This window comes from Bradyrhizobium sp. U531, assembly GCF_051710265.1.
Lineage (GTDB): Bacteria > Pseudomonadota > Alphaproteobacteria > Rhizobiales > Xanthobacteraceae > Bradyrhizobium.
Window position 1 is genome coordinate 236,945 of record NZ_JASVEN010000002.1, and the last position, 22,923, is coordinate 259,867.

General features: G+C 64.8%; 20 protein-coding genes. 14 read left to right on the forward strand and 6 right to left on the reverse strand.

Annotated elements, in window-relative coordinates:
* The first annotated feature begins 75 nt into the window (after nucleotides 1-75).
* Complete coding sequence (locus QRQ56_RS13035) at nucleotides 76-486, forward strand: VOC family protein (RefSeq protein ID WP_438740491.1); 411 nt, start codon at nucleotides 76-78, stop codon at nucleotides 484-486.
* A gap of 232 nt (nucleotides 487-718) precedes the next feature.
* Nucleotides 719-2,299 (forward strand): AMP-binding protein, encoded by a 1,581-nt coding sequence (locus tag QRQ56_RS13040; RefSeq protein ID WP_438740492.1) that lies wholly within the window; start codon nucleotides 719-721, stop codon nucleotides 2,297-2,299.
* Nucleotides 2,300-2,418: 119 nt separating this feature from the next.
* Here the strand turns inward: QRQ56_RS13040 and QRQ56_RS13045 are convergent, their stop codons facing one another.
* From QRQ56_RS13045 to QRQ56_RS13055, 3 genes are all read right to left on the reverse strand, one after another.
* Nucleotides 2,419-3,513 (reverse strand): HD-GYP domain-containing protein, encoded by a 1,095-nt coding sequence (locus QRQ56_RS13045; protein WP_438740494.1) that lies wholly within the window; start codon nucleotides 3,511-3,513, stop codon nucleotides 2,419-2,421.
* 393 nt (nucleotides 3,514-3,906) lie between these two features.
* Nucleotides 3,907-6,201 carry a molybdopterin cofactor-binding domain-containing protein gene (locus tag QRQ56_RS13050; protein ID WP_438740496.1) on the reverse strand — a complete coding sequence of 765 codons (2,295 nt, stop codon included), beginning with the start codon at nucleotides 6,199-6,201 and terminating at the stop codon, nucleotides 3,907-3,909.
* Entirely contained in the window at nucleotides 6,198-6,689 is a 492-nt protein-coding gene (locus QRQ56_RS13055) for a (2Fe-2S)-binding protein (protein WP_298244447.1), read from the reverse strand. The genes QRQ56_RS13050 and QRQ56_RS13055 overlap by 4 nt, the downstream gene beginning before the upstream one ends.
* Nucleotides 6,690-7,165: 476 nt before the next feature.
* Here QRQ56_RS13055 and QRQ56_RS13060 point away from each other — a divergent pair, with 476 nt between their 5' ends.
* The 5 genes from QRQ56_RS13060 to QRQ56_RS13080 all read left to right on the forward strand — a co-directional run bounded on the left by QRQ56_RS13060 (nucleotide 7,166) and on the right by QRQ56_RS13080 (nucleotide 11,146).
* Nucleotides 7,166-7,930, forward strand: coding sequence for an alpha/beta fold hydrolase (locus QRQ56_RS13060; RefSeq protein WP_438740498.1), 765 nt, complete (start codon nucleotides 7,166-7,168; stop codon nucleotides 7,928-7,930).
* 24 nt (nucleotides 7,931-7,954) lie between these two features.
* Complete coding sequence (locus QRQ56_RS13065; protein WP_438740499.1) at nucleotides 7,955-8,296, forward strand: hypothetical protein; 342 nt, start codon at nucleotides 7,955-7,957, stop codon at nucleotides 8,294-8,296.
* 204 nt (nucleotides 8,297-8,500) lie between these two features.
* Entirely contained in the window at nucleotides 8,501-9,172 is a 672-nt protein-coding gene (locus tag QRQ56_RS13070; protein WP_438740501.1) for a dienelactone hydrolase family protein, read from the forward strand.
* A 226-nt stretch (nucleotides 9,173-9,398) separates the two neighbouring features.
* Entirely contained in the window at nucleotides 9,399-9,881 is a 483-nt protein-coding gene (locus tag QRQ56_RS13075) for a hypothetical protein (RefSeq protein ID WP_438740502.1), read from the forward strand.
* A 176-nt stretch (nucleotides 9,882-10,057) separates the two neighbouring features.
* The gene (locus QRQ56_RS13080) at nucleotides 10,058-11,146 is read left to right on the forward strand and encodes an acyltransferase family protein (RefSeq protein WP_438740504.1); all 1,089 of its coding nucleotides are present in this window, start codon (nucleotides 10,058-10,060) and stop codon (nucleotides 11,144-11,146) included.
* Nucleotides 11,147-11,209: 63 nt separating this feature from the next.
* Here QRQ56_RS13080 and QRQ56_RS13085 read toward each other — a convergent pair whose 3' ends face one another.
* The 3 genes from QRQ56_RS13085 to QRQ56_RS13095 form a co-directional block, all read right to left on the reverse strand.
* The gene (locus QRQ56_RS13085) at nucleotides 11,210-11,959 is read right to left on the reverse strand and encodes a polysaccharide biosynthesis/export family protein (RefSeq protein WP_438740506.1); all 750 of its coding nucleotides are present in this window, start codon (nucleotides 11,957-11,959) and stop codon (nucleotides 11,210-11,212) included.
* A gap of 200 nt (nucleotides 11,960-12,159) precedes the next feature.
* Entirely contained in the window at nucleotides 12,160-12,816 is a 657-nt protein-coding gene (gene msrA / locus QRQ56_RS13090) for a peptide-methionine (S)-S-oxide reductase MsrA (protein ID WP_438740507.1), read from the reverse strand.
* Nucleotides 12,817-13,009: 193 nt separating this feature from the next.
* Nucleotides 13,010-13,327, reverse strand: a complete 318-nt coding sequence (locus QRQ56_RS13095; RefSeq protein WP_028139549.1) for a hypothetical protein — start codon at nucleotides 13,325-13,327, stop codon at nucleotides 13,010-13,012.
* A gap of 361 nt (nucleotides 13,328-13,688) precedes the next feature.
* Here QRQ56_RS13095 and rpsT point away from each other — a divergent pair, with 361 nt between their 5' ends.
* The 7 genes from rpsT (at nucleotide 13,689) to QRQ56_RS13130 (ending at nucleotide 22,865) form a co-directional block, all read left to right on the forward strand.
* Nucleotides 13,689-13,955, forward strand: a complete 267-nt coding sequence (rpsT, locus tag QRQ56_RS13100; RefSeq protein ID WP_212083530.1) for a 30S ribosomal protein S20 — start codon at nucleotides 13,689-13,691, stop codon at nucleotides 13,953-13,955.
* Between the two features lie 1,251 nt (nucleotides 13,956-15,206).
* Entirely contained in the window at nucleotides 15,207-16,616 is a 1,410-nt protein-coding gene (gene dnaA, locus QRQ56_RS13105) for a chromosomal replication initiator protein DnaA (protein ID WP_438740509.1), read from the forward strand.
* A gap of 261 nt (nucleotides 16,617-16,877) precedes the next feature.
* On the forward strand, nucleotides 16,878-17,996 hold the full coding sequence (gene dnaN, locus QRQ56_RS13110; RefSeq protein WP_438740511.1) for a DNA polymerase III subunit beta: 1,119 nt from the start codon (nucleotides 16,878-16,880) through the stop codon (nucleotides 17,994-17,996).
* A gap of 117 nt (nucleotides 17,997-18,113) precedes the next feature.
* The gene (locus tag QRQ56_RS13115; RefSeq protein WP_438740513.1) at nucleotides 18,114-18,479 is read left to right on the forward strand and encodes an endonuclease domain-containing protein; all 366 of its coding nucleotides are present in this window, start codon (nucleotides 18,114-18,116) and stop codon (nucleotides 18,477-18,479) included.
* 89 nt (nucleotides 18,480-18,568) lie between these two features.
* Nucleotides 18,569-19,705 carry a DNA replication/repair protein RecF gene (recF, locus tag QRQ56_RS13120; protein WP_438740515.1) on the forward strand — a complete coding sequence of 379 codons (1,137 nt, stop codon included), beginning with the start codon at nucleotides 18,569-18,571 and terminating at the stop codon, nucleotides 19,703-19,705.
* Between the two features lie 121 nt (nucleotides 19,706-19,826).
* Complete coding sequence (locus QRQ56_RS13125) at nucleotides 19,827-20,570, forward strand: hypothetical protein (RefSeq protein ID WP_438740517.1); 744 nt, start codon at nucleotides 19,827-19,829, stop codon at nucleotides 20,568-20,570.
* 147 nt (nucleotides 20,571-20,717) lie between these two features.
* Complete coding sequence (locus QRQ56_RS13130) at nucleotides 20,718-22,865, forward strand: hypothetical protein (RefSeq protein ID WP_438740518.1); 2,148 nt, start codon at nucleotides 20,718-20,720, stop codon at nucleotides 22,863-22,865.
* Nucleotides 22,866-22,923 lie beyond the last annotated feature (58 nt).

A 22,923-nucleotide genomic window follows, 5' to 3' on the forward strand; every position in this document is an offset into this window, starting at 1 on the left:
GGCGTCGGTGGGGTTGTAACAAAGCTTGCTGCAGGCGGAAAGTGCGCGGCGCGCATCGCGACGAAAGGATAAGGCATGCCGGTCAAAGTCGAGGCCCTCGATCATCTCGTCATCAACGTCGCCGACGTCGCGGTCACCGCCGATTGGTACCGCAGGATTCTCGGCATGGAAGTCAAGGTGTTCGATCCCGGCGGCGGCAAAGCGCCGCGGACTTCGCTTCACTTTGGTAACCAGAAGATCAACGTGCGGCCGCGCGATGCCGACAAGGTGGAATGGTTCACCGCGGACCATCAGACCGCCGGCAGCGAGGACCTCTGCTTTCTCACCTCGGCCGCGCCCGACGAGGTCGTGGCGCATTTGAAGGCACATGGCGTCGCGATCGAGGAAGGTCCGGTTCCCAAGCAGGGCGCCCGCGGCACGCTGCGCTCGGTCTATTGCCGGGATCCGGACGGCAGCCTGATCGAGATCTCGTCTTACGCGGATTGAGGGCGGCTGGGCTCGCCCCCCCCAACCACCGTCATTGCGAAGAGCGCAGCGACGAAGCAATCCAGACTGCATCCGCGGAGGGATTCTGGATTGCTTCGCTTCGCTCGCAATGACGTCCGAGGGAGCGCGGACGACATACGCCCCCGATTTGCGCCCCGCGCCATCCGATGGCAGGAAGACGCAATAATCAAAAAGCAGCCGCCAGCAAGATGCAGGCTGCACGGGAGGAGCCATGTCTATCCAACAAGCCAACGCCGGAATCGTGAGCCCCTTCGACGGGCTCGACGTGCCCTGGCTGCTCAAGATGCGCGCGGAGGTCCGCCGTGATCATCCGTTCCTGATCTGGGCGCCGTTCGACGCGCCGGCGCGGCGCTGGAGCTATGGCGAGTTTCACGAGCGGGTCGGCGCGCTCGCGGCGGGCCTTGCCAGGCGCGGCGTCAAGCCGGGCGAATATGTGCTCATTCATCTCGACAATTGCATCGAGTCGCTGCTGGCATGGTTTGCCTGTGTCGAGCTCGGCGCCATCGCGGTCACCACCAACACCCGATCCGCGCCAGCCGAGATCGAATATTTCGCTAACCATTGCGGCGCCGTCGCCGCGATCACGCAGCCGGCCTATGCGGAGATTGTCGCGCAGAACTGCCGCAACATTCGCTGGATGGCGGTGACCTCGCATGATGCGGGGGCGGCGCCGGCGCAAGCCGTCTCGCGCGGCGACAGTTTTGAATCGCTGTTCGCCGACAGCGCCGACCGTCCGAAACGCGCGACCGATCCGCTCGCGCCCTGCAGCGTGCAGTACACTTCGGGCACGACCTCGCGGCCGAAGGCGGTGCTGTGGACCCATGCCAACGCGCTGTGGGGCGCCAAGATCAACGCCGCGCATGAGGACCTGCATGCGAGCGACGTGCACCAGGCCTATTTGCCGCTATTCCACACCAACGCCCTCGCCTACTCCATGCTGGCGACGCTGTGGGTCGGTGCGACGTGCGTGATCCAACCGCGCTTTTCCGCGAGCCGGTTCTGGGGCGTCGCGCGCGAGCATGGCGCGACCTGGACCTCGACCATTCCGTTCTGCATGAAGGCGCTGCTCGAGCAGGAGATCCCCAGGGATCACAAATTCCGCCTGTGGGGCACCGCGATCAACGAGCCGCCGGCCTTCGCCGCGTTCGGCATCAAGATGATCGGCTGGTGGGGCATGACCGAGACCATCACCCACGGCATCATCGGCGAGGTGGACCAGCCCAACATCCCGATGTCGATCGGGCGCGCGGCGCCGGAATACGAGATCCGCATCACCGACGATGACGGTCGGCCGACGGAAATCGGCGGCACCGGCAATCTCGCGATCAAGGGCATCCCCGGACTGTCGCTGTTCGCCGAATATCTGCACAACGAGAAGGCCACGCGCGAAAGTTTCGACGAGCACGGCTTCTTCCTCACCGGCGACCGGGTCGATCGGCTGGAGAGCGGCTTCATCAAGTTCGGCGATCGCGCCAAGGACATGCTGAAGGTCGGCGGCGAGAACGTCGCGGCGTCCGAGATCGAGCAGGTGATCGCGGTCGTGCCGGGCGTGCGCGAGGCCGCCGTGGTGGCGAAGAAGCATCCGATGCTGGACGAGGTGCCTGTCGTCTTCATCATCCCGCATGGCGGCGTCGCGGGTGCCGCGCCCGATCTGCACGACCGCGTGATGGCCGCCTGCCGCAAGGGGCTCGCCGACTTCAAGCTGCCGCGCGAGATCAGGCTCGTCGACGACATGCCGCGCTCGACGCTGGAGAAGGTGGCGAAGGCGGAGCTGCGGAAGATGGTCGGGTGACACCAGTCGTTCCGGGGCGGTGCGGAGCACCGAACCCGGAACCTCGAGATTCTCAGGTGCGCAAGCGCGCACCATAGTTCGCGCTACGCGCGCCCCGGAATAACGGGCCGAACGAATTATTAGAACGACCCCAGCGCCACCGGGCGGAACGCCTGCAGCAGATGCTGGTCGAGCTTGCCGCCCATGCTTTCCATCATCCCGAACGCACGCGAATGCGTGAAGGGCATGCGATAGGCGCGCTTTTCGACCAGGGCGGCGTAGATGTCGACGATCGTCGTGAGACGCACGATGTCGCTGATCTGGTTCGACGACAGGCCGTTCGGATAGCCGGAGCCGTCGAGGAATTCGTGGTGATGCAGCACGACGTCGAGCATCTCCGGCGGGAAGCCGCCTTGCGCGGCGAGCGCGTCATAGCCGCGGCGCGGATGCTGGCGAACCTCGGCCATCTCCTCGTCGGAGAGCTTGCCGGGCTTGTCGAGCAGCGAGGAAGGAACGAACGCCTTGCCGACATCGTGCAGCAGCGCGGCGCGGGTCAGGCGGCGCTGATCGTCCTCGCGCATGCCGAGATGCTGCGCGAAGGCGACCGCGAAGCCGGTGACGAACAGGCAGTGACGATAGCTGCCGACATGGTGACAGCCCACCGTGGTGAGCCATTCGCGCAGCGAGGAGTGCTTGATCGCCTTCAGGATCTTGCTCTCCGCGGCGATGACGTCGTCGAAGGTCAAGGGCACGCCGAGCGGCAGCTTCTCGAACATCTTCGTCAGCACCGCATGCGCCGCCTCGACGCCGCGGTTGAGCGTCTTGCCGCGATCGGTCGCGTCGTAGACGGCGGTGTCCGGGAAGGCGGCGCGGATGCGCTGGAGAATGGCATCGGCCTGAAGCGGGCGCGAAATCGTGTCGGTGGCGCCGAGCGCCCAGGCCTGCATGGTGCCGTGATGCAGGGCATCGGCGAGCACGAACAGCCGCGGCATCGAATGATAGGCATCGCCGCGCAGCTTGTTGCGCACCCGCTGCACGCTCTCGGGCGAGCGCAGATTGATGTCGACCACGAGGCCGGACAGATCGCGCGACGGCTTCTCGGGGATGTCCTGGGTGGTCACCGTCGAGACATCGCCGACCGCCTTCAGGATGCTGGCGAGCTCGTTACTCTCGTCGCTCCGATCGGAGGCGAGCAGAAGCCGGCGTTTGGCGGCGGATTTGGCTGGCGCGTTCATGGCTTCCCCAAAACACGGGACTGGATTTGGCCCGAGCCTAAGCCGGATCAGGTTCTCTGGCCCTTAAGAGGCGTGCTCAATGGAACCTTGGGAAATTGCACGCAATTTTACGGATCGGGTTCCCAGGGGGCGCCCGCAAAAGTGCGAAAACAACCCCATGCACAGTAGGGTTGGCATTGATAACAAAGGGGAATTTTGGCCTAACTGTCATCGCCCGCGCAGGCGGGCGATCGAGTACTCCGCGAAGGTGCGGCTAGAGCCGGGACGCCACGGCGTACTGGATTCCCCGCCTGCGCGGGGAATGACAGCGACTATTGAGGAACAGCCCCAAAACAAATCCGCCGGAGGTTTCCCTCCGGCGGATCGTCTCATGCGGCAATCGCCGCTCGCTCTTTACGCCTTCATGCTCGCCTTCACGGCTTCCGCCGTGATCGGCAGGGCCCGCACGCGGGCGCCGCTCGCATTGAAGATGGCGTTGCCGATGGCGGGTGCGACCACGGTCACCGCGGGCTCGCCAACACCGGTGGCCTTCTCGCCATTGGCGATCACGGCAATCGCGACCTCCGGCGTCTGGCTCATGCGCAAGGGCCGGTAGGTATCGAAATTGGTCTGCTCGATGCCACCGTCCTTCAGCGTCGCCTTTTCGTACATCGCCAGCGACAGGCCCCACAGCGCCGCGCCCTCGACCTGGGCACGGATGTTGTCGGGATGCACCTGGGTGCCGACGTCGGTTGCGACCGTGAGCTTCTTCACGGTCACCGCGCCCGACGGCGCCACCGCGACATGGGCGACACATGCCGTCCAGCTCGCGGTCGCGCGCTCCTGCGACGAGACGCAGGCGACCCCCATGCCCTCGCCTTTCGGCAATGGCCTGGTGCCGTAGCCCGACAGCCCCATCGCGGCGAGCAGCGTGTTGCGCAAGCGCTGCGCGCCGCCGTCGTTCTTGCCCGCGCCGTCGAGCAGCGAGATGCGGAACTGGGCGGGATCCTTGCCCGTGGCCACCGCGATCTCGTCGATCATGCTTTCGACCGCCCAGAAGGTCCAGCCCGGTGCCACCGAGCGGAGCTGGCCGGACGGCGTGGCGTTGTGCGCGAGCTCGTTCTTGATCGCGCGCACATAGTGGTTGGGCACAGTGTAGAAGAAGTCCGCGCCATTGACCGTGAAGCTGTCGAGCGGCCCCTTCTTGTCGACCGAGGGCGTGAGGAAGTCGGGAATTCCCCAGCGCGCGGTCGGCCAGGCCGAAACGACGTCGTGACTGAGCACGACGAGCTTGCCGTCGCCGTCCACGCCGGCCTTCACTTTCTGGTAGGTGAGCGGACGCGAGAAGTCCATCGTCATGTCGTTCTCGCGCGAGTAGATCACCTTGACCGGCTTGCCGACTGCCTTCGCCGCCTGCACCGCCGGAATCATCATGTCGGCATCGAGCCTGCGGCCAAAGCCGCCGCCGAGCCAATGCTGGTGCATCACGACGAATTTCGGATCGATCCCGGCAGCACCCGCGGCGATCGCGCCGGAGCGCGTCGCGAACTGGTTGCCGGAATAGATGTGCAGGATGTCGCCCTTGAACTCCGCAGTGGCGTTCATCGGCTCCAGCGGCGCATGGATGTTGATGCTGGTGGTGTATTCGGCCTCGACCACCTTCGCCGCCGAACCGAAGGCCGCATTGGGATCGCCGTCCTTGACGAAGAACTGGCCGGAATCCTCCAGGCCCTGAAGCCGCTTGGCTTCATCCAGCAGCGACTGGCTCGACAGCTTCGCGTTCGGACCGCCGTCATAGGCGATCTTCAGCGCGTCCGCCGCCTTGCGGGCGTTGGCATAGGTGTTGGCCACCGCGACGACCCAGCCGGACGTGGTCCCGGTCTTGTCGTCGAGGATGACGGCCTTCACGAAGCCGGGCACCTTCTTGGCGTCGCTGTCGTCGACCGATTTCACCGTGGCGCCAAAGCGCACCGGCGGGGTCACCACCTTGCCGTAGGCCATGCCCGGCAGCATCACGTCGATGCCGTACTTGGCCGTGCCGTTGGTCTTGGAGGGGATGTCGAGCTGCGGCACCGAGACGCCGATCATGGTGTATTGATCAGGCGTCTTCAGCTTGAGCGCCTTGAGCTCGTCCGGCGTGAAGGTTTTCGTCGCCTTGCCGCTCTTGACGATCTCGGCAAAGCTCATCTGCTTCTTCGACTTCGGATGCGACACCACGGAGTCGCGGACCACAAGCTCGTCCTTGAAATAAGGCGGCAAGCCCATGGCCGCGGCAGCAGCCTCGCTCAGCGCGATGCGTCCAGCGGCGCCCGCACGGCTCATCGCCTCGAAGTTCATCATGGTCGACCAGCTGCCGCCGGTGATCTGCGCGCCGAGCACGGGATCGTTGAACTTCGGATCGTTGGAGGCGAGATTGACCCGCATGTCACTCCATTTCGCGCCGAGCTCCTCGCAGACGATCTGCGCCATGGTGGACGCGATGTGCTGGCCCATGTCGGCCTTGCCGCAGGTCACGGTGACGAGACCATCCGGCGAGATCGCATACCAGACGCTCGGCTCGAAACTGGCGGGTGCCGCGGCCGCCGCGGAATCGATGCCGGGCGCGCCGGCATAGCCGAGCACGAGGCCGGTCGCGGCGGTGCCGACGAGGAAGGAGCGGCGGCTGAGATCCGTCGTCTCGGGCATCGGGTTCTTCACATGCTCGTTCATGTGGGCCTCCGCTCGTTGGAGGTGGCCGACGCGGTGCGCATCTCGGATGCGGCGCGCATGATCGCCTTCTGGATCCGCGAATAGGTCATGCAACGGCAGAGATTGCCGTCCATGTGCGCCACCACTTCTTCCTTGGTCGGATTGGAATTCTTCGCCAGCAGCGAGGCCGCCTGCATGATCTGCCCGGACTGGCAATAGCCGCATTGCGGCACCTGTTCGGCGACCCACGCCTTCTGCAAGGGATGGTCGCCCTTGGCGGAGAGGCCTTCGATGGTGGTGATCTTCTTGCCGGCGACGTCGCCGACCATGGTCTGGCACGAGCGCACGGCTTCGCCGTTGACGTGCACGGTGCAGGCGCCGCACAGCCCGGCACCACAGCCGAACTTGGTACCGGTCATCTGCAATTGCTCGCGGATCGCCCAGAGGAGCGGCGTGTCGTTCGCCGCATCCACGGACATACTCCGCCCGTTGATGGTGAGAGTTGGCATAGGCGTCTTCCCCTGCCGGTGCATGAAGCCGCTTACGGCGGCAACTTGATTGGCGGACGCCCACCGGGCTGGCGGCCCGCCTTGGCCGCGAGAATGATCGCGTTCGGTTGCCGAGGCAAATGCAATTTGGAACGAGTCGAAACAAACGTGGCGCCGCCACGTTGTGCGATGCGAGAACGCAGCGTGGTTGCAGCGGCTGGACGCAACAGGGAGCGCTCGCGAACATGCGTGGCATCGCATTCAGGCAGTTTCTTCGAGGTAACTTGGCAGGCTAGAGTGCAAACATCAGCGTGGGCGTCCCTTCTCCTCTTGTGGGAGAAGGTGGCGCGAAGCGCCGGATGAGGGGTTCTCTCTACTCGCAACACTGTTCGTGAGGAGAGAACCCCTCACCCGGCTTCGCTTCGCGAAGCCACCCTCTCCCACAAGGGGCGAGGGTGCACCGGCGTCGCGGTGAGAAAAAGAAAGGGCGGAAACTAATGCCTGGGATCAATCGAGACGGCGTCAATGTCTACTACGAGGTTCACGGCGAGGGCCCGCCATTGCTCCTCACGCACGGCTACTCGTCGACCTCGGCGATGTGGCACGGGCAGGTCGATGCACTCGCGAAGAGCCACAAGCTCATATTGTGGGACATGCGTGGTCACGGCCAGTCCGACTATCCCGACGATCCCAAGGCTTACAGCGAAGCGCTCACGGTCGGCGACATGGCCGCGATCCTCGATGCGGTCGGCGCGGGGCGCGCCATCATCGGCGGGCTTTCGCTTGGCGGCTACATGTCGCTCGCGTTCTATCGCGCGCATCCGGAGCGCGCGCGGGCGCTGCTGATCATCGACACCGGCCCGGGCTTCAAGAAGGACGACGCGCGCGAGGCCTGGAACGCGCGAGCGCTCGCCACCGCCGACAGGCTGGATCGCGAAGGACTTGCGATGCTGAAGGCAGCCACGAGCGAGCGTGCCACCGCCAGGCATCGCGACGCCAAGGGACTGGCGCTCGCCGCGCGCGGCATGCTGACCCAGCGCGACGCCCGCGTGATGGAACTGCTGCCCGACATCAAGGTGCCTTCGCTGATCGTGGTCGGCGCCGACGACACGCCGTTCCTCGCCGCCTCCGACTACATGGCCGCGAAAATCCCCGGCGCGCAAAAGGTCGTGATCCCCGCCGCAGGTCACGCCGTCAACATCGATCAGCCCAAGGCTTTTGTTGACGCCGTCGTGCCTTTCCTGAAGAACTTGCCGGCATAGGCTGAGGCAATGGGACCATAGACCATGATGCGAGCGATCTTGGCAGCGGGCGCAATGACGGTGCTGCTGTCGTCGGCGGCGCCGGCCGAACCATTCGGCGCGGTGCCGGCGCGCCGGCCTTTCGTCGCGACCCTGTCGAACAACATTCCGCTCGCCTTCGGCATGGACGCCGAGCAGACCGCCCGTGCCCTCGGAGAGCGCCTGCAATATGTGCGGGGACGGCCCGGCAGCGAAATCTATCTCGCTTTGCGCAATCTCGGCGGCAGCGGGCTGATCCCCTCCCGCCACCGCCTGTTCCTGCAATTCCGCCACGGCCGGCTGGCGGGCTGGAAAGAGGACTACGGCGAGAACTGGATGTGGGAGTGAGCGTGGCTCTTCATGTCGCAAGGACATCGCATCAGCGTTGTCTTGCGTCGACGTTTGCCACATCGTCATGCCCGGGCTTGTCCCGGGCATCCACGTTCTTAGTGACGCGCGAAGATCGTGAATGGCCGGGACAAGCCCGGCCATGACGAGTTTGCGGAACGAGCGGAATTCCCAATCAAAATCCAACCAAGAAGGACAACCCGCGTGGGACAAGACATCAGACTGACGGCGTCCGACAATTTCCAGCTTGGCGCCTATCGCGCCGATCCCTCGGGCGCCCCGAAGGGCGCGGTGGTGGTGATCCAGGAGATCTTTGGCGTCAATCACCACATCCGCTCGGTTTGCGACCGCCTCGCCGGAGAGGGCTACGTCGCGATCGCGCCGTCGATCTTCGACCGCACCGCGCCGAACTTCCAGTCGGGCTATTCGCCCGATGAGATCGCCGAGGCGCGCAAATTCGTCGCCAGCCCCGATTGGGAAGCGATGCTGCGCGACACGCAGGCCGCGATCGATGCGGTGAAGAGCGTGGGTCCGGTCGGCATCATCGGCTTTTGCCTAGGGGGCAGCATCGCGTTCGTCGCGGCGACGCGCTTGAGCGGCCTGAAGGCGGCGATCGGCTATTACGGCGGCGCCGTCGTCCGCTTTGCCGACGAGACGCCGAAGGTGCCGACGCAATTGCATTTCGGCGAGAAGGACGCAGGGATTCCCCTGACCGACGTCGAGACCATCAAGTCGAAGCGGCCGGATGTCGAGGTCTTCATCTATCCCGGCGCGCAGCACGGCTTCCATTGCGACGAACGCGCCAGCTACGACAAAGCCAGCGCCGACATCGCCTGGCCGCGCAGCATGGAATTTTTCGCGAAGCATTTGAAGTGAGGCTCGGCTCTCTCCTCCGTCATTCCGGGATGCGCCGACGGGCGCGGGCCCGGAATCCATCGTGCGTCGGAGTTGGTGGAGGAATGGATTCGCAGGTGCGCAATCGCGCACCATAGCTCGCGCTGCGCGCGCCCCGGAATGCCGAGAGAGCAGGAATCGGGTGGCTGCAGCGTGGCATGCGGCGATAGAGCTGGCCGATCGAGCCAATTCGCGCCGGGAGACCGCCATGCAGCAAGCCATCACCCACCTCGTCATCCGCAATCCGTTCGGAACCATGGATGTCCCCTCACCGGATGATTCCGAGGTGATGGATTATGCCGCTGCGGCCATGCTGCCCGGCGATGCCGCGGACGGCAACGCGGCGGCGTCGGCCGCGATCGCGGCACCATCCGATCCGATCGAAGGGATCTGGGCGAGCCGCTGGAACGGCGGCGCAGATCCGACCATGGCCGGCGACGCACCGGAGAAATGGAAGCAGGGCCGCGCGGAGATCCGCATCGCGGGAAGCCGGATCTATCTGCGCTTCGACTGGGACAATGGCCGCCGGCACGGGCTGATCGACGCCGCGCGCGACGGCACCGATAAGCTGATCGGAAAATACATCAACCTGACCACGCCGACGATCACCCGGCCATGGGTCGGACGCGTGATCGATGCTGCGAGGATCGACGGATGTTTTCCGGAGGGGCGGCTGGATTTCCGGAGGTGAGACGCTGCTGCCCCCGCCGTCATTCCGGGATGCGCCGACATACCGCCACCGCAGATCAGGAGGACGCCACCACCAAAAGCGGACGGGTGGGTTTGCCGTAGACCCCGGGGGGTGTAAAGTCTCATCGATAGGCTGCGCAAAAGCGTTGTGCAGCCGGCACGGAAATGTCTGCGAAGATGTTCAGTTTTGACCGGACGAAGAACGATACGTCGACGCTTCTCGATCTTCTCCGCGCACTCGCAGCCCAGATGGTATGCGTCGGACACACCTGGAATTGGACTTTCGGGCAATTCGGCGGGGCCGAGCCGACACTGGTCCCAGAGATCGGCGTTCTCCTGTTTTTTGTCCTCTCCGGTTTCGTGATCGCCTACACCCTGCACGACCGAACCAAATCCGCCAGCTACTCGCTGCTGAATTATAGCGTCGAGCGCTTCGCTCGCATCTATTCCGCATACGCGCCGGCCCTCTTCCTGATCGCAGCGCTGGACTACGTCGCGTTCACGCTCAGCCTGCCATCGTTCCAGCTCGACAGCCCGACCAGCTTCCTCAGGAACCTGTTGATGATGCAGGGCTACCAAGGCGAGTGGGGCGGAGGAACCTTCGGCTCGGCAGGCCAGCTCAGCACGCTCGCGATCGAGTTTCACATCTACTTCTTCGTCGGCGGCCTGTTCTTCTTGTGCAAAGGGCGCAACCGGCTTGCCGGGCTTTTGCTGGCGATCGCGGCCGCCGCGCTTCCGCTGTTTCATATTGCGGAGAGACCGAACGCATCGCAGAGCCTCTTTGCCCTCTGGTTGCTCGGCTTCGGAGGCTATTTCATCGCGATCAACATGAAGATCGACCGGCTCATGACCGTCGCCTGCGCCGTCCTGTCTTTCTTTCTGTTCTGGCGGTGGCGCATCGCGCATGTCCGCGGCAACGAATATGCGCTGGCGGCACAACCCTACTTTGCGATGTGGTTCTTGAGCCTTGCGATCGCCGCACAAGGGCAAAACTGGCTTCTGCGGTCCAGATCTGTGGTCGAGTTCTTCGCCGGGTATTCGTACACCCTGTTTCTCGTCCACTACACCATCGTCAAGATTATCGTGGGGCTCATGCCGGCACCGCTATGGATGACGTTCGCAACAGCGATTGCCGTCTCGAACCTGGTTGCCTGGCTGCTCGCTCGCGCCACGGAGGCACACCACAAGCAGTTCGCCGGCTGGATCCTGCGGAGATTAGGCAGCCCCCAAACGCGCGCCGAAAAGCTGGAAGAAGCAACGTCCTAGACCGACGGGATAAACCCGGCCGATCGCACCCTTCGCGCGGGCGCTCAACGGCGTTCGCCGGATCTAGAACCAGCGCTCGCCGACGAACACGGTGTCACCAGGGTTCAAGGGGGTGCCGAGCGGCACCACGGCGCGCATAGAGCCGCCGTTCTCGGTGTGGGTGATGGTGACGACGTCGCGCTTGGCGCGGGGCGAGAAGCCGCCGGCGATCGCGACCGCGCTCTCGACCGTCATGTTCGGCACATAGGGATATTGGCCGGGCGCGGTGACTTCACCGAGAATGAAGAACGGGCGGTAGGACTCGATCTCCACCGCGACCGAGGGCTCGCGAATGTAGCCGTTGCGCAGGCGCGCGGCGATCTCGCCGGCAAGGCCCGCCGTGGTGCGGCCGCGGGCCGGCACCGCGCCGATCAAGGGCATGGTGATGGAGCCGCCGGCATCGATGGCGTAGCTGTTGGTGAGACCTTCCTGGCCGTAGACCACGACGCGGAGCTTGTCGCCGGCGTCGAGATGGTAGGAGGCGTCATAACGCACCGGCGCCGCCATCGGTGCGGCGTAGCCGACCGGCATGGGCGCGGGCGAAGCGGCAAAGGAGTTGCTGAGCGCCGCGATCGCGCCGCCGCCATTATTGGCAACGACGACCGGCTGCGGACCGCCATAAGGCTGGCCATAGGCCATCGAGTCGAGATCGGCCCGCGGCGGCATCACCGCAACGGGGCCGGCGGTCTGCATGCAGCCGCCAAGGGTCAGCGCGGCGGACGCTGCCAAGAGCACTGCCGAGATCGACGATCGAAACGCGCGTGCAACTGGCACCGGACCTATCCCTCGAAACGAGACGGCTCCAGTGATGCACCGATTATGGTTAATAAAGCGTTTGCGGGAGGACTTGTGAGGGAGGACTTGGGCCCTGTCATTCCGGGGCGTCGCGATAGCGACGAACCCGGAATCCAGAAGTTGGGGCGCGAGATTCCGGGTTCGCGCTGACGCGCGCCCCGGAATGACGACCCAAACGACTACGCACTCACGCCAACGCCGATCGGACAGGACACGCCGGTGCCGCCGAGGCCGCAATAGCCGGCGGGATTCTTCGCCAGATATTGCTGATGATAATCCTCGGCGAAATAGAATTCGCCCGCCGGCGCGATCTCGGTGGTGATGGCCCCGAGACCCCTGGCTGCAAGCGCCTTCTGATAGAGCGCCTTCGAGGCGTCAGCAGCTTTCTTCTGCGCGTCGGAATAGGTGTAGATCGCGCTTCGGTATTGCGTGCCAACATCGTTGCCCTGACGCATGCCCTGCGTCGGGTTGTGGCTCTCCCAGAACGTCTTCAACAGCGCTTCGTAAGAAATCTTGCCGGGATCGAACACGACCAGCACGACTTCGGTGTGGCCGGTGCGGCCCGAGCAGGTCTCCTCATAGGTCGGGTTCGGCGTGTGCCCGCCGGCATAGCCGACGGCGGTGGTGTAGATGCCGTCGCCGAGTTGCCAGAACTTGCGCTCGGCGCCCCAGAAACAGCCGAGCCCGAACACGGCCTGCTCCAGGCCCGCAGGATAAGGCGGCTTGAGCTTGCTGCCGTTGACGAAATGAGTGGTCGCGGTCGGAATGGATTGCGCGCGGCCGGGCAGCGCCTCGGCTGCACTCGGCAACGCGGTGGACTTGCGCATGAACAGCATGATGGATCTCCGCAGGCGAGCTGTCCGTCGCTCGAGCAGATGCTCGGCGCGCGGTGCTCGCATTGAGGTGGGAATATAGGGATCTACGCCGGCGAGGGCAGCCGCGTTACGCCGCGCCCTTCGCGAGGGTCAGTTCCGGGCATCGAAGCTCCCGGCGGGAATTGAAAGTTCAATCCCAGCGGGAATTGACAGGTCAATCCCGGGAATAGCCGATCAGCGGTTTCCGCGGCCGGAACAGGATCATCAGCAGGATGCCGAGAATGCCGAGCACGGCAAAGACCGGTTGATCGAGCAGCAGGCGGATGACCGAGGTCCAGAGCCAGGGCGCCTTGGCCTCGACCCAGGTCCGGAAGGCCGACTGGCTGGCCTGATTGATGTCGTTCCAGAACTGGCCGAACCGCGTGAATTTGAGGGTCTGGTCGGCCACCCAGCGGGCGCCGTCATAGACCATGAAGATGAACCCGCCGGCGAGCAGCAACAGCCCAATCAGTCGGAAAAAGCCGCGGATCATGCCTCACCTTATATGGTCGTCCGATTGGAGGACCTGACAGAACGCCGCCAGCCAATAGCCGGCCGACGGCAGAAATTCAACCTCTTCAGGGCGTTACGGCGCCCCTTGGGACGCCTCCGGCCCGCTTTTCCAGCCTGGAAAGCGTTGACGGTGCCCAAGACCCTCTCTATAAGGGCGCCAACTGGCGGCGGGCGCAATCCTGCCGCCGCTGTTCTTTGAGCAGTTGCAGGCTTTTTGAAGCCTCATGTTCCGGGGACGGCCAGCAACCGAACATCCTAAATCCGAGCGTCGATTCCGCGGTCAAGCAAGCCGGCGCTACCCGACCAAGACGCGACCGGACCCCGCAAAGGACATTGAGACCATGGCCAATACCACTTCCGCCAAGAAGGCGACGCGCAAGATTGCCCGCCGCACCGCCGTCAACAAGTCGCGTCGCACCCAGATGCGCGGTGCCGTGCGCACCGTCGAGGAAGCCATCGCGACCGGCGACCGCGCCGCTGCCGCGAAGGCGCTGGCGAATGCCGAGCCCGCCTTGATGCGTGCCGCTCAGCGCAACATCATTCACAAGAACAACGCCAGCCGCAAAGTCTCGCGCCTCACCGCGCAGATCGCCAAGCTCGCCAAGTAACGAGCCGAGCAGCGAGCAAGGCAATTGCGGACGATCGACTGATCGATCGAACATCGCACGCGTCAAACAGCCCGGCCTTGCGCCGGGCTTTTTTATTTCCGGCATATTCACGCAAGCAGTCACGTCACGATCGATCGTCGATCGGAAGCTTCGCACGGCCTGCGCTATTCTTCGTTCCGTAGTTCTACCTGCCGATGTCCTGCAACAGTGGAAACTTTCACCGCGTTGCGAAAACCGCTGTGCTGCGGGCGTAACTTGAATTCGCAGACGCGAGAGTTCTGCACACCGTAGATTCACCGGAACAATTCGCGCGATGGAGTTACCCTGTGAAACGAGACTCAAAAAACGATGTCTCGCTAATCACTTATCGACATAGCGAGGGCAAGCATTTGGAAAACTCGCCCCGCGCGTCTCGTGCATGACAAATTTTTAAAAAAAAGTTGGCGGTGGCGGAGAATTGTCACATGAGGCGCGGCGTTTTCGATTCTACGCACGAATCCAGAAACTTGCTCCAAAGCCTGTGCACAAGTCGCGTGCGGCATTAACCGAGGTCAAGTTTTTTTGGTGGCTCAAGTGTGAATCAATTCGTTGCGAGTCTTTCCGCTTAGTGTATTCCTTAAGTCGTCAGCGGCGCCCACGATCTTCAGACCAGCGCGGTTTAGGAAACGGGGCGAGCGTGCAAATCGGCGGCGGTGTGCACGTAGGCGACGCTTCAACAAGCGATGACGGTTCACAACCCATAGCAATATGGGAATGGTAGTTCTTTGTCTGAATGTCTCCAAGCGGGATCTTCCCCGCTTCGTGCCGAGTGCACATGAGAGACGTCGCAAGCTACCCCGGCATGCAAGGCGGCGAAGCCGAGCGGACGACTAGTACAGACGGGCAGGACATCCGCGACTGAAGCGTTTCAGCGGCGGCTGTCTTTCACACGCAGGACCTTGCCGTGAGCGATCACGGCGGGACGGGGAGGTATCATGTCCTACGGATTCAACGCGGTATTGACACAAGTTCCATCGTTCAACGATGCCGTCTCCGATCCGTCCTGCGTTCAGCCTCCGACGTGTGAGGGCGCGTCGAGTACGCGCTGACCTCGCGAACTCTCCATCCCCGACATCGCTGATCTGACCGCGGCGTTTCCGCCGAGCGGTCGAGCCATGCCTGATGATGGACTCGCTAGAGGTCGCGCCATGGCAGGTGACCCTGCATGGCGCTCACCACGCAACCTTATCTCTCAAGAGAAGTTTTCTGACGATGACAATGGAACAGGATCGCTGGTCACGCGTGAAGGGTCGGCTGCGCTCGAGCGTTGGCGAAGACGTTTACACGAGCTGGTTCGCACGCATGGATCTGGAAGGCGTGCAGGACGAGAGCGTGCGGCTCTCGGTGCCGACGCGCTTCCTGAAGAGCTGGATCCAGGCCCATTATGCCGAGCGCGTGCTGTCATGCTGGCAGGCCGAGATGCCGGAAGTACATCGTATCGATCTTACCGTTCGCACCGCCGTGCGCCCGGTGGCGCAGCCGAAGGAAGCGCCCGCCCCGGTCGAAACACGCCGCACGCCTGCGCCGGAGCTGCGCTCGACCGCCACCGCGCCGGTCTCGGCCAATCATGACGCGCTCGGCGGCTCGCCGCTCGATCCGCGCCTGACCTTCGCGAGCTTCGTGGTCGGCCGTTCCAACACACTGGCGCATGCGGCTGCACGTCAGGTCGCGGAAGGCCGCCGCGGCGACCCCGTCATGTTCAATCCACTCTACATCCACGCGGGCGTCGGCCTCGGCAAGACGCATCTGCTCCAGGCCGTGACCTGGGCCGGCAATTCCGGCAACGAGCGCAAGGTGCTGTATCTCACGGCAGAAAAATTCATGTACGGCTTCGTCGCCGCGCTGAAGACGCAGACCGCGCTGGCCTTCAAGGAAGCGCTGCGCGGCATCGACGTGCTCGTCATCGACGATCTGCAGTTCCTGCAGGGCAAGTCGACCCAGGCCGAGTTCTGTCACACGCTGAACGCACTGATCGATGCCGGCCGCCAGGTCGTGATCGCGGCCGACCGTCCGCCGTCCGACCTCGAAAGCCTCGACGACCGCGTGCGCTCGCGGCTCGCCGGCGGCCTCGTGGTCGAGATGGGCTCGCTCGGCGAAGAGCTGCGCCACGGCATTCTCAAATCGCGCGTCGCAGCCGCCCGCACCCATCATGCGACTTTCGAGGTGCCCGAGGAAGTGCTGACCTATCTGGCTCGCGCCATCACCCATAACGGCCGGGATCTCGAAGGCGCGATCAACCGGCTGCTGGCGCACTCCAAGCTCAACAACCGGCCGGTGACGCTGGAGATGGCGGAGCACGAGGTCCGCGACCTGATCCGGCCGCAGGAGCCGAAGCGGATCAAGATCGAGGACATCCAGCGCGTGGTGGCGCGGCAGTATAATGTCAGCCGCTCCGACCTTCTGTCCTCGCGCCGCACCGCCAATGTGGTGCGCCCGCGCCAGGTCGCGATGTACCTTGCCAAGACGCTGACTCTGCGCTCGCTGCCCGAGATCGGCCGCCGCTTCGGAGGGCGCGACCACACCACGGTGCTGCATGCCGTGCGCAAGATCGAGGCGCTGGTCTCCAAGGACAATGCGCTGTCGGAAGAGGTCGAGTCGCTGAAGCGCCAGCTTCAGGAATAAACGCCTAGGGCACTCCTGCCATCCTGCCGCCGCCCTGGCCTCGCCTGGGCGGCGGCTTTCGTTTGAGCGGTAAATCGTGGGAATCGTACGGAACTGGCCCCCGATCCCTTGAATCCGGGGGCCATCCGAGCCACCTTGCGCGACCTTGGCGGCTTTGGTCATATCGATTGGATGGCCCTGACCTGCCGGGGTCATCGGTGCCGCGGCGGGGCTTTTTCGACCGCCCGGCTTCTTCATTTTGGGGATCGGGCGAGTAGTGCAATGAAGGTTACGGTCGAACGCGCGCAACTCCTGAAGTCACTGGGTCACGTCCACCGCGTGGTCGAGCGTCGCAACACGATCCCGATCCTCGGCAACGTGCTGGTCCGCGCCGAGAATGCCAAACTGTCGCTGAAGGCGACCGACCTCGACCTCGAGGTGACGGAAACGCTGCCGGCGGAAACCGCGACCGCGGGCTCCACCACCGTGCCGGCGCACATGTTCTACGACATCGTGCGCAAGCTGCCTGACGGTTCGCAGATCGTGCTGGAGGCCGACGGCGACCGCGCCGTGCTGGCGATCCGCGCCGGCCGCTCGCGCTTCACGCTGCAGACGCTGCCGGAGAATGATTTTCCGGACCTCGCCGCCGGCGACATGTCGCATTCCTTCTCGCTGGCCGCCAAGGACGTCAAGCGACTGATCGACCGCACCCAGTTCGCGATCTCGACGGAAGAGACCCGCTATTACCTCAACGGCATCTATCTGCACGCGGCCGGCACCGCGAAGGCCGCGACCCTGCGCGGGGTTGCCACCGACGGCCACCGCCTCGCCCAGCTCGACCTGGTGCAGCCCAAGGGCGCCGAGGGCATGCCCGGCGTGATCGTGCCGCGCAAGACCGTCGGCGAGGTGCAGCGCCTGATCGAGGACACCGACGCCGAGATGACGATCGAGCTGTCGCAGGCCAAGATCCGCTTCACCATCGGCAATGTGGTGCTGACCTCGAAGCTGATCGACGGCACCTTCCCCGATTACGGCCGCGTCATTCCGCAAGGCAACGACAAGGAACTCGTCGTCGACAAGAAGGATTTCGAGAACGCGGTCGACCGCGTCTCGACCATCTCCAGCGAGCGCGGACGCGCGGTGAAGCTGTCGCTGTCGCCGGGCAAGCTGGTGCTGTCGGTGACCAATCCGGATTCCGGCAGCGCGACCGAAGAGCTCGAGGTCGAATACGCCTCCGACGCCCTCGATATCGGCTTCAACTCCCGCTACCTCCTCGACATCGCCGCCCAGATCGAAGGCGACGTCGCGACACTCCGGCTCGCCGACCCGGGCTCGCCGACCCTGGTGCAGGACCGCGACGACAAGAGCGCACTGTATGTGCTGATGCCGATGCGGGTGTGAGGGTGAGGCAGCGGCCTCTCCTATCGACGAACGCGCGATGCACGTTGCTGTGCCCTCTCCCCTTGTGGGAGAGGGCAGCTCCGCTGGCGGATACAGACTCAGTCGGGTGAGGGGTTGGTGCCGCAGGAGCCGTCCCATCGGCCAGTCGCCAAGCGCCTCCGCCAGTTCGCGAAGAACATGCGCCACGGGTCGACCGATGCTGAAACCGCAATGTGGCGCTTGCTGAGGGATCGTCGGCTCTCCACTTACAAGTTTCGCCGACAGGTACCGTTCAAAAATTACATTCTCGATTTCGTCTGCTTCGAGAAGCGTCTCGTGATCGAGATCGATGGAAGCCAACACGCGGAATCGCAGCGAGATGCGACGCGCGAGGCGACGCTTGCTGCCGAAGGGTTTTGGACTTTGCGCTATTGGAACAATGACGTGCTTCAGCAGTCCACTTCCGTGTTGGAGGATATCCTTGCAAAGCTTGCCGGGCGGTAAGATACCCCTCACCCGTCGCCTCACTGCGTGAGGCGCCACCCTCTCCCACAAGGGGAGAGGGGAAGAACCGCGTCCACAACGAAGAACTGATGACCCCCTCCCGCATTCATCGCCTGACGCTGACGCATTTTCGCAATTATCGGGCGGGGGGGCTCGAGACGGCGGCTGACTTGGTGGCGCTGGTCGGGCCGAATGGGGCGGGCAAGACCAATTGCATCGAGGCGATCTCGTTTCTCTCGCCCGGACGCGGCCTGAGGCGCGCCACGCTGGAGGACGTCGCCGACAACCAGGGCGACGGTTCCTGGGCGGTGTCGGCGCAGGTCGAGGGCGCGCTGGGGCTGGCGACGCTCGGCACCGGCATCGATGCGCCGCGGGCCGACAGCGCGGTGAGCCGGCGCTGCCGCATCGACCGCGAGCCCGTGGGGTCGGCGAGTGCCTTCGGCGACCACATCCGCATGGTGTGGCTGACGCCGGCGATGGACGGACTGTTCATGGGCGCCGCCTCCGAACGCCGGCGCTTCTTCGACCGCCTGGTGCTCGCCATCGACAGCGAGCATTCCAGCCGCATCAACGCACTGGAGCGGTCCTTGCGCTCACGCAATCGCCTGCTCGAGACGCGCAATTACGACGACCAATGGTGCGGCGCCATCGAGCGCGAGACCGCCGAGCTGGCGGTGGCGGTGGCGGCGACGCGCGGCCAGACCGCGGCGCGGCTGACCGGCATGCTCAACGCGCGTGTGCAGGCTTCCGCCTTTCCCTCGGCACAAATCGCGCTCGACGGCTGGATGGAGAACGCGCTGCTGACCGAGACCGCGACGTCGGTCGAGGACCGCTACCGGCAGATCCTGCGCGACAACCGCCCGCGCGATGCCATTGCCGGCCGCACCACCGACGGCCCGCATCTCACCGACCTGCAAGTGATCTATGCGCCGAAGAGCATGCCGGCGCGCGATGCCTCCACCGGCGAGCAGAAGGCGCTTCTGATCGGCCTCGTGCTGGCGCATGCGAGCCTGGTCGCCGAGATGACTGGCATCGCGCCGCTGCTGCTGCTCGACGAGGTCGTGGCGCATCTCGACCCGAACCGTCGGGCCGCGCTGTTCGACGAGCTGAAGAAGCTCGGCGCGCAGGTCTGGCTGACCGGCGCGGACCCGGCGGCCTTCGCCGAGATCGGCGCCGGAGGCGAAGTGTTTGACGTCGAGAGCGGACGAGTCTCCGCACGGCACTAGACGCGGCATTGAACCCGCCCGTTTCCGCCAGCGACTAGCTGCATGAGGCCGCAACACGCGGCCATCGCGCGGATATCTCGGACACCCGCGCTGTTCTTGGCCATATCCTTGGAGCATCGCCATGGCGACGATGAAGCACGGAGCGCAAGCTCCGGCACGATGGCAGTTGTTTGCGTGCGGCCTCGTCCTGCTCGCAAGTTGCCTGCTCGCGGCGAGCGCCGGCGCCTTCGTGTCCAATCTGCCGCCGCTGTTCTCGGCCGCGCTCACGCTGGACCCCGAGGCCAAGCTGCCCGCGCCGACCCGCTACAGCTTTCGCGGTATCCACACCACCGTGACGCCCGGCGTCGAAGCCCCGCTGCGGACGCAGCTCGAAGCGCGCGTGCCCGCGGAGCTCGGCGACGTCCTCACCTTCTATCGCACCGAGCTTGGAAAGCTCGGCTGGCAGGAAAGGCCCGATGGCGCTGCGATCGCGGCCGATCACGTCCAGCTCGCCTTCGTCTCCCCGCTGGGGCCGGCAGCGCTGGAGCTCGCCCGCGGGGATAGCGGCACCGCTATTCACCTCGTGCAGAAGAACGCCGATGCGGCGAGCCGGGCGAACGTCATGCCTGAACCCGGCCAGGCCAAGCTGGTGTTCAGCAATATCAGCGCGACCGACGCCGCGCTCATGATCGACGCGCGGACCGTCAGGCGCGCTGCCGGCACCAACGCAGTGTCGCTGGATCTGGCGCCCGGCAAGTATTCCTACGAGCTGCGCGTGCCGGACCATTCAGTCACCACGAAGACCCTCACCATCGCGGCCGGCGATGCCTGGGAGCTCACGGTCGGGCGGGACGGCGACGCCTGGCCGCCGCTGCAGCTTTACTGAGCGTTTGCAGCTTTACCAAGCGTTGCGCGATCTTTGAACCTGACCGGTTCCTGCCGCGACTTCTCGTCAGAGGCCGCGCCGACGGTGTCGCGGCCTGCAATTGCGCGCGAGCCGATGCGCCGCGCCACGCCCCTTGGAGAAGCGACGATGTCGAGGATAACGCGCGGGACGCAGGTCCCGGCACGGTGGCGGCTGCTTGCATGCGGCCTATTCCTGTTGGCGAGCGCGTCGCTCCCGGCACGCGCCGACGATGGCTACGTCGACGTTCACACCTTGCCGCAGCTCGAGGGCGCGGTGGAAGATACGTCTCTGAAAAATCGCGACCGCGTCGAATATCGCATGCCGACGCCGCAAACCGTGACTGCGCCGGCCGTGAAGAAACTCCTCAGCGCGGGTGGCTGGGTGCCCTATGTGCGGCCGCTGGAAGAGAAGAGCGATACGCTGAACTTCAAGAAGGGCCGGCAAGGCCTGTCCGTCCACTTTACGCAGGCCCTCGGCCGGCCCGACCAATCCGTGGTCTACTACTCGCCCGACCGCATCTATGGAAACGTTCCGTTCCCCGACGGCGCGCTCGGCATCGTGTTCGATGGCACGAGGCCCTATCTCGGTTGCATCGCGCCTGAAGCGCTTGAGCCGACGTTGGATTTCTACACGAGAGAAATGGCCGCGATCGGCTGGCGCAAGCTCACAGCGGAGACGGCCGCGCGCTGGACCAATGCCAGCCTCGACGAGGCCGTTCCGAACGGCGTGCGCGTGTACTACGAGCATCCCGACAGCGAAGCGACCGGCTTCTACCGGCAGAAGCCCGTAATGCTGACGATGACGCGACGCGACGACGGCAGGACCAATGTCGAGATCCGGACGGCCCTGTTCGCGCTGCCGGCCGAGCTCAAGCTCGACGGCGATTCCGCAGGCTTTCCACGGCCGGGCTCGACCAAGACGTCCATGGGCAAGGGCAACGCGACCACTGCGAAGCGCGAAATGTCCGCCGCAGTGATGGCCGATCTGCCCGCCGTACTCGCTTTCTATCAACGCGAACTCACGGCGCGCGGCTGGCGGCACGAAGGCAATGCCGCGCTCAACCCTGGCGACGAGGTGGCGATCAAGGTCGCTACTTCTGAGGAAACCGGCGTGCTCAGGCTCGGCCGCAAATATGATCTCACCATGGTCAGCCTCGCCACGCAGCTGACGGAAGCGGCGATCGCGGCGCGGATCAAGGCGAAGAAGGAAGCGGACGAGAAGTTCATGAAGGATGCCGAGGCGATGGCCAAGCAGGTCATCACCGCCGACGAAGCGCGGCGCAAGGTACAGGCGGCCTCGCTGTCCGATGCACCGCTCAATGCACTTGCCGACAGCAAGACGCCGGTACCGCTGCCGGAGAACGCCGAGGGCGTCAAATTCGTGGGCGACGAAGGCAGCCTCGAATTCTCGTCCGAATCGAGCGTGAAGGCGCTGACCGCGTTCTACCGGGCCTCGCTGAAGCCCCTCGGCTGGAACGAGCGGCCCTCGGTGATCAACCAGCCCAACATGGCGATGCTGGAATTCGCCAAGGGCGGCAAGTCGATTTCCTTCACGGTGATGCAGATGGGCCCCAAGGTCAGGGTCAGCGCCGAAGGAACGGGCCTCAGGGAGGCGGCCGCCAAGCCCGTGGAAGCGCAAGCCAAAGCGTCCGAGCCGCTCAAGCCCGACAGCGAATCCGAGCTCCCCGTGCCGACACAGCGGTCGTCGACCTCGCTCGCCAGCACCAAGATGCCGGGCAGCGAGACTCCGTTCCGCCGCGAGCTAGAAGCCAGCATCCCGGCCCCGCTCGGCGACGTGCTGGCGTTCTATCGCGCGGAGCTTTCCAAGCTCGGCTGGCAGGAAAAGGCCGACGGCGCGATGGTGTCCGCGGAGCGCGCACACATCGACTTCACCTCGCCGCAAGGCCCGGCCGTGCTCAAGCTCGGTCGCGCTCGGAACGAGACCACGGTCAATCTGGCGCAGAAGAATCCGGACGCCGCCGTCAAGGCCGACATCATGCCGAGGGCGGGCCAGGCCAAGATCATGCTGGGCAATATCGGGCCGAAGGAAGCTTCGCTCACGATCAACAAGCAGACCGTCAAGATCGCGGCCGGCGCCGGCGGGCCGCAATCGCCGAAGGGTCCGATGCTCGATCTGCCGCCCGGCAAATACCAATACGCGCTGCGTGTGCCGGGACGTCCTGCCCGCACCGAGACCCTGACGGTCGCAGCCGGCGATGCCTGGGGCCTCATGGTGGGCCCTGATGGCGCCGTGCTGCCGCTGCAGATGTACTGATCCCTCGTGCTGTACCGGCCGGGTTGAACCCATGGGGTTCGCAGGGCGACTAGTCGAT